Genomic DNA, 368 nt, shown 5'->3' on the forward strand with positions numbered 1-368 from the left:
GGAGGGTGTGCTTGCCGGAGGGGACGGTGACGTTGACGGTCTTGGAGACGGTCGTGGAGGTGTTCTTCCACAGGTCGATCTTGCGCGTGCCGTCGAGGTAGACGCGGATGCCGTCCAGCCCGGAGGCGGAGAAGGCGAACGGGCCGCCGGAGCCGAAGTCCCGGGTCAGCGTCCACCGCACGCCGAAGTTGTCCTTCGGCAGACCGGTGACGGGAGCCCCGCTCCAGCTCTGGTCGATGGCGCTGTCGCAGTCGGTCTTCTTCGGCGTACCGGAGAAGGTGGTGTTCGCGAAGAACTGCCGCTTGAAGACCGGCGACGTGCAGGTCGTCGCGGCGGAGGCGGGCGCGGTGACGGCGGTGAGGAGACCG

1 protein-coding gene is annotated in these 368 nt (G+C 68.5%); it reads right to left on the reverse strand.

Annotation, left to right across the window (positions count from 1 at the left end; all coding sequences use genetic code 11):
- Positions 1-368 (reverse strand): PA14 domain-containing protein (locus ADL12_RS25160; protein ID WP_244188049.1); only part of this gene is annotated, 368 nt, incomplete at both ends.

The organism is Streptomyces regalis, from assembly GCF_001509475.1.
Classification (GTDB): domain Bacteria; phylum Actinomycetota; class Actinomycetes; order Streptomycetales; family Streptomycetaceae; genus Streptomyces; species Streptomyces regalis.